This is a genomic window from Lonsdalea britannica (assembly GCF_946477055.1).
GTDB classification, from domain to species: Bacteria; Pseudomonadota; Gammaproteobacteria; order Enterobacterales; family Enterobacteriaceae; genus Lonsdalea; species Lonsdalea britannica_A.
Genome location: NZ_CAMKXG010000203.1, coordinates 1 through 6,531, shown reverse-complemented (window position 1 = coordinate 6,531; position 6,531 = coordinate 1). Strand labels below are relative to the sequence as shown.

The following is a 6,531-nucleotide window of genomic DNA, read 5'->3' as shown; positions in this document are numbered from 1 at the left end:
AGACTTTCACTGATAACTTTGACGAAAGCCGTGATATAAACGCTTTCCTCCGCCAGAGTCCGAAGCGCTTCTGGCTTAAATTTATCATGTCTGAACCTGAATAATTGCTCGGCATCGGAGTCTGTCACGCTATCCATTCTTAACCTCAGAAATGGGACAGGATCCATGATGTTCTTCTCTTTCAAATCGGTAAAAAAACGCCATTCGATGCCGTTGGTGATGGCGGAAATCGTCACTTCTGGAGTGGAGTTAAAATAGCGGGAAAGCTGTGGGCAGTGGTTGTCTATCTTCTCTTGATAAGATTTGGCTTCGATAAACATAACCGGAACGCCTTGGCAAAATAACGCATAATCGACTCTTTCACCGACTTTCGCTCCAGGGAAGTCTGCGCCGTATTCAGCTCGGACCTTTTGCGGATCGTAGGCGTTAAAACCAAGAATATCCAGAAAGGGGAGAATCAACGCCTGTTTAGTGGTTTCTTCGGTAGTACAATGTTCAGAGACTTTTTTGACATGCTCTATATGATTTTTCAGCCGAGCCTTAAAACTTTCCATTTATTTCTCCCGTAGAGGAAATGGGGGGGTGAAAATAAAAGAACCTCTTTATTCTTGTTTCACTCTGCCACGCAAATATTTATCGACGTATTCGTCAATCTCCCTCAGTCTCACCTGGAATAAGTCGATCATGTGATCTTGTTCAGGTTCAGGTAGTTGACGAAATACATTAAGCATTCTCATTTCACGCTCTTTCAAGCCATGGGCTTCATCGACCTTTTTACCAAACAGCCAGGAGATGGAAACTCCGCTCGCATCCGCTACGGCGAGTGCTGAGGCTTTGCTTATCGTTCCGGTTCTAAACCATCCGGTCACCGCTTGCTTGCTAACGTTCGCGGCTCTGGCCATATCCGCTTTGGAAAAACCTTTGTTATTGAGTTCAGCGAGCCTGGAAATAAGGCGGTTATCAAAATCTTTCATTGGCATAGCGTTCATTGTAAGCCGGGATTTTAGTTCGGCATAGTTAATTGAAAATTGATTTTTTAATAAAGCAATTCTTTATTGCTATGTTGATATATTCGGGATAAAGAGTGTTAAATGATGATTTAATTAAAAATAGTTGTGTGTAAAGCCTAATGTCATTCAATGGTTGATTCGCTTTTATGCTGTGTAATGAAATGATGTCACGCCGGTAATGTTTTTACTCTCTATTAAATAATTGGCGACACCTGCGTATAATTGCCTTCTATCAAAGTCTATATTTAACAAGCTTCGTGTTATTGGAGCAATACTTATTAGTCATAAATTCGGAGGGAGAATAGCTTAATTCGGTATCAATGAACCTTTTGAAGGTGACTGCTTATGAGGAAAATGGCTTGTCGTTGTGAGGGCAGAGAATGACGGCACGTTGAATTTGGCGGTAAACGGTGCATGGCCTGGTCATCCATGGTGGTGCTGAGAAGGGACTGTTGGCGCTCAACGGTTTTGTTGCACAAGAACGGCGCCCGTCACGCAGGGACATTCAGGCGGCGTGGGCCGCCTTCTGATTTAGCAAACGCCGAAAGGGCCTTCTTCCCGATAGTGTTCTACGGCGTCAGCCGCAACGATGAGCTCCTTCTTTAACGAGTCATCCACCCGGACGCACCACAGTTGGTTGTCTTCGACCTTATGGATAACCATCTTGGGCCCCCCGGTTTTGCTCTGAACAATATCACCTTCTTTGAACATGGGTTATTCCTCTGCTGAGTAACTTATTTTCACTATAGCAAAGTCACCATATTTGGCCGTTTTATCAGGGCGAAATCCGTCGGTGAATCACGCTTGAGGGGAATGAATATGTTTGCCGGGAATAACTTATATTTTAGTGAATCCAATCGGAAAGAGAGATGAGAAATAATAATATTATTAGCCTAAAAATAATCGCGGTTTTCGCTTTATTATTTATGAATATTTCAGCGGCCAAAACACCTATTTTGAGTGACGAGCAGGTAAAAAAAGCCATTATTCAGGATTCAATCAATGAGTATCCAGGAAATTGTCCATGCCCTTATAACTCAGCCAAAAATGGTAGCCGGTGCGGCGGTCGAAGCGCATGGAGTCGAGCCGGGGGCTATGCGCCTATCTGCTACGACAGTGACGTGTCAAAACAGATGATTGAAGAGTGGAGACGCCAGCATTGAGATACGCAATCTACTCACGTCATTAGTGCTGAAGAATTCAACTTCTGCCGTGAACGGCCTGATTGTTTTTTAAAACATTGATCGCCGTTTGCATGGCAATTTTATCATCACGCCGTTTCTGTCTACCCTGCATAACCAGCAGAAACTCCAGCAGGGTGCGGGTATTAACAGGACGGCCGACTTTCATCACCTCTAGAACGGCATTGCCTAAGATAATTTTGACGGGAGGCAGTTGGGCGGGATACCAATCAAGGGTGTCTTCTGATTTCATACTAAAAATCTCTGGGAAGGGCAGTATAGCACGGAGTCGTTGGGTTCTTTGGTTCACACCCCCCGTCAGATGCATTTTACTGTCAATAAGCTCTTTACCGGCTCACTGGGGGACGGCGACGTTCATAGGTAACTTGAATCAGACAGCATCCTGCGGCTGCGTGATAGGAGAGAAAGGGCTCTCGTGACACGTAATGAGAGCATAGGAAAGGTTTGGGCTGACGGAAATACCTGTCGTGTGTGTGTCGAGAAAGACATTCTGATAACGCCATGGCGAAGCCTTCATCGATGTCAGCCCGGGGATGAAAGCACACCACGTTCAGAATCACTATTCTGTCCGATTACTATCATTTTTGTCGCTGCTTTTATCTTTATCCTTATCCCCTTGGTGGCGGGCTCGGCGCTGGAGAAATAATTCGATCGTTTGATAGCCGGCAATCCCCAGTGCTGCGCCAATGCCATTGATGGCAATAGGGGACAGCGTTGGGAATTGTATCAACGCCACACCGGCAATCATCGACACAAATCCCCCCAGTAATAATCGACCGGTAAATTGCCCCAGGCTGATGGGTTTACCGCTGATCAAAATTTTTCCGACGGCAATCAACAGGCCGATAAGGAATAGCGACAAAATACTTTTATCTGTTTCACTCATTATGTTAACTCCTCTTGTAGGACGCTATGTGGGGATAAATTCTCTCCTTAGTTAACGCATCCCCCGTCCAAAACGGTCATTCAAGCTGGATTTCATCAGCTTCCCTATGGCTCGCGGCGTATCAGGAAGAAAATACAGATCATTTCTCACTCGCTACGTTGCGATACCAGTACCGTTATGTAACCAGTTTTGAGCCATTGAGGGCTAGTGCCTGGGGTTGTATGAGCTGAGAGCAAACAGTAGGTTAGGAAAAGGAAGGAATGCTGGATAGGGGCATGCCGCTGAACTCAGCGGCAACCGACAGGGAGTATAGACAGGCAGAGAAATTTTGCAGAATATTTTCAGTGACGGTGTCACTTCTTGTCGCTTTGGGCGTCGTGCTTGTGACCGCGAGAGGAGTGAATGCTCCGGCGTTTAGCCTGGTACATCGCGGTATCTGCTTCATGAATGAAGTGATTGACATCCAAACGATCGTTTTTTCCTAAGATTGCAATACCCACGCTGGCGGAAAGCACGATGTCGTGACCCCGAATGCGTGTGGGTTTTTCTATGCGCTCTTTCAACGTGCGGCTGAGCTCTTCCACTTCACGCGCCATATCTTTGCGCTCGTGCAATACCATGACGAACTCGTCACCTGACAATCTCCCGATCAGATCGTGGGCGCGGGTATTTTGACCCAAAATGCGAGCGAAGGTTTTAATCACCCGATCGCCAAATTCGTGCCCGTAATGGTCGTTGTAGTGTTTAAAGTTGTCCAGATCAAAGAACAGCAGCGCCAGACCTCCCTTACGTGGCTTCATGGCGAGCTGGTTCAGGTAGGAGATAACGGCGCGTCGGTTGGGTAATCCGGTGAGATGGTCGTGATTGGCTTCGAATTTGAGCTGATCGCGCAAAGACGTCAGGTCGGTAATATCGGTGGAAAAGATGTAAACGCCTTGCGCGGGCGGTTCTGCCGGTACCATCTGCGTGTGGTAGGTGGTATCGACTCCTGAAGGCAAGTTCACTGTGTGCTCAATATGCACTGGCTGCCGGGTTTTGCGCACCTTATCCAGCAGCGGCATGAACAGTTTACGTTCCTTCGGACGCAGGGTTGCTCTGATGTGAGAGTTAATGGGCTCATCGCCCTGACTTCCCAGCAGCACCTTGAGGTGATGATTAGCAAAGGTAAAGATATTGTCCGGGCTGATGCAGGAGATCATTGCGGGAATATGATCGGTAATATCCTGAATAAACTGATGGCTGCGCTGCAGCTCTTCCGTACGTTGTTCTACGCGCTGCTCCAACTCCTTACTTAGCGTAAGGAGCGCGGTTTCCGAGGCTTTCTGATTACTGATGTCGGTTATCGCCAACAGCAGGCCATGCTGACTGCCATCGGGATTGTAGAGAAGAGCCACCGACACCATCGCCCACAGCAGCGAGCCATCCATCCTGCAATAGCGCTTTTGGAACGTGGTATTGCGATTGCCCATCTTTAGAAGGTTATCGTAGCGCTCTTTGGTCAACGCGAGATCGCCGGGGTACGTCACATTTTCCATCGTGGTCTGCAATAACCCTTCTTCGGTATATCCCAGCATTTTGCAGATTGTATGGTTGACTCTGATCGGTTTTTTATCCGGCGTCATCAGTACGAGGCCAATGGCTGCCTGAGAAAAAATCTGACGGTTGACGTAGTCTGCCCTGTGCAGCATATCCCGCGTGCTTTCGGCTTCGGCCTGCATTTCGACTCTTTGCAGATAGGTTTGCACTACGTAAGCCATATCACTGAGTTGCTCGAGCTTTTTATCGGTAAATTCAACGGGCTGACTGTGATAAAGGCAAAGTGCTCCCAATGGGATGCCGTAGAACGAGCGTAGCGGATAACTCGCGTGGAATCGGACCTGTTGTTTGCCCGTGACCATCGGATTATCACTGAATCGGGGATCTTTACGCGCGTCGGGAATGATAAGCGGCTCGTTGGACGCGACCGTATGAACGCAAAAAGAGATCGACAACGGTGTTTCCGAATAGGGGAAATTTCGCCGTGATAACGACCATTGGCGGTCAGTGTCGATTAAAGAGATCACCACGCTATCGACCTCGAAGAAGGACTGGGTAATGCGGGTGATACGTTCCAATTCTTCGACCGGTCGCGTATCCAGGATGTTCATCATGCGCAGAAGGGCACTCCGTTGTTCCTTTGCGCCGGCATCGAGAGGCGGAATCATGGTTATGCCTTAAATAATTTGCTGTTATGGTCGATGCCAGGATGGATGGTGGTTCAAAAAGAGAATGGCCATCCCGGCATGTATAAAGGTTATCAGGCTGATAAATTCTGTACGCCAGATCGGCCGCAAGTTCACCTTGAACAGGAGGTAACATGCTGAAGCTGAGTAACAGAAAAAACGAACCTCTCCGGGAGAGAACGCACTGGTCCCATTTCAGCATAATGCAATATTCGGTGTTTTATGCCGCAGCCACCTGTCGCCCATAGCGTAAGTGACTGCTTATAAGTTGCATTATAGCCAGAAACTTCCCTGCGCCAGAGATTTCTCGCCCGAACTAACTAATAAGAAAGAAAAATTATATGGAAAACGATTCGTTTTTGCCAATAAACCACTCAGTCATGCCAATGAGGTGATAAAGCGATAATGCTCGGATGGCGTCATGTCGACTCTTCGCGTGTATAGACGCAGGCGCCGTTGACGTAGGTCTTGGCTACATTGCGGTCATCACCTTGCATCATCAGGGCAAACAGCTTCTCGTCCAGCGTAGTCGCCTGCTCTTGTCGCAACCGCTGCAATGGCGTGATGGCCCAGTCGAGAACGACAAAGTCCGCTTCTTTACCCGGCAGGAAATTCCCCAGTTTGTCATCCAAAGAGAGCGCCTCCGCACTTCCTAATGTTGCCTGATACAACCCCTCGCGAGCGGACAGTTTTTCGCCCAGTAACTGTTGCACCTTGTAGCCCTCATTCAGCGTTTGCAGGAGGGACAAACTGGTGCCAGCCCCGACATCGGTACCCATCCCCACGCGGATGCCGGCAGCTTTCATAGCGTGTAGCGGGAACAGTCCGCTGCCGAGAAACAGGTTCGAGCTTGGACAGAAGGCGACGGAGGAACGACTGCGCGACAACGTGTCCACTTCGTCCTTTTCAAGATGAAGGGCGTGTGCAAACAGGGAACGAGAACCGGTAAGACCGTGATGATGATACACATCCAAATAGTGGCGATGCTCGGGGAAGAGTGATTTAACCCAGTCAATTTCGTTTTGGTTTTCACTGAGATGCGTTTGCATATAAACGTCCGGAAACTCGCGCAGCAGTTCACCCGCCAGTCTTAATTGCTCCGGCGTAGATGTAGGCGCGAAACGCGGCGTTACCGCATACAGCAGCCGACCATGATGATGCCATTTTTGTATCAGGGCACGGCTGTCCTGATAGCTTTGTTGCACGTCATC

General features: G+C 48.3%; 8 protein-coding genes. 1 reads left to right on the top strand and 7 read right to left on the bottom strand.

Going from position 1 to position 6,531, the window contains the following annotated elements; all coding sequences use genetic code 11:
- The 3 genes from Q7O77_RS13035 to Q7O77_RS13025 form a co-directional block, all read right to left on the bottom strand.
- On the bottom strand, window positions 1-554 hold a 554-nt coding region (locus Q7O77_RS13035), incomplete at its 3' end, for a type I restriction endonuclease (RefSeq protein ID WP_304168012.1).
- A gap of 48 nt (window positions 555-602) precedes the next feature.
- Entirely contained in the window at window positions 603-980 is a 378-nt protein-coding gene (locus tag Q7O77_RS13030) for a helix-turn-helix domain-containing protein (RefSeq protein WP_304168010.1), read from the bottom strand.
- Window positions 981-1,541: 561 nt separating this feature from the next.
- On the bottom strand, window positions 1,542-1,721 hold the full coding sequence (locus tag Q7O77_RS13025) for a DUF2158 domain-containing protein (protein ID WP_304168008.1): 180 nt from the start codon (window positions 1,719-1,721) through the stop codon (window positions 1,542-1,544).
- Window positions 1,722-1,936: 215 nt separating this feature from the next.
- Here Q7O77_RS13025 and Q7O77_RS13020 point away from each other — a divergent pair, with 215 nt between their 5' ends.
- Entirely contained in the window at window positions 1,937-2,173 is a 237-nt protein-coding gene (locus tag Q7O77_RS13020) for a hypothetical protein (protein WP_304168016.1), read from the top strand.
- Between the two features lie 37 nt (window positions 2,174-2,210).
- Here Q7O77_RS13020 and Q7O77_RS13015 read toward each other — a convergent pair whose 3' ends face one another.
- From Q7O77_RS13015 to Q7O77_RS13000, 4 genes are all read right to left on the bottom strand, one after another.
- Window positions 2,211-2,444 carry a hypothetical protein gene (locus tag Q7O77_RS13015; RefSeq protein ID WP_085651978.1) on the bottom strand — a complete coding sequence of 78 codons (234 nt, stop codon included), beginning with the start codon at window positions 2,442-2,444 and terminating at the stop codon, window positions 2,211-2,213.
- Window positions 2,445-2,771: 327 nt separating this feature from the next.
- Complete coding sequence (locus tag Q7O77_RS13010; protein WP_304168004.1) at window positions 2,772-3,098, bottom strand: phage holin family protein; 327 nt, start codon at window positions 3,096-3,098, stop codon at window positions 2,772-2,774.
- Between the two features lie 353 nt (window positions 3,099-3,451).
- Entirely contained in the window at window positions 3,452-5,248 is a 1,797-nt protein-coding gene (locus Q7O77_RS13005) for a diguanylate cyclase domain-containing protein (RefSeq protein ID WP_304168001.1), read from the bottom strand.
- Window positions 5,249-5,739: 491 nt separating this feature from the next.
- A partial coding sequence (locus Q7O77_RS13000; RefSeq protein ID WP_304167999.1) for a guanine deaminase occupies window positions 5,740-6,531 on the bottom strand: 792 nt, incomplete at its 5' end.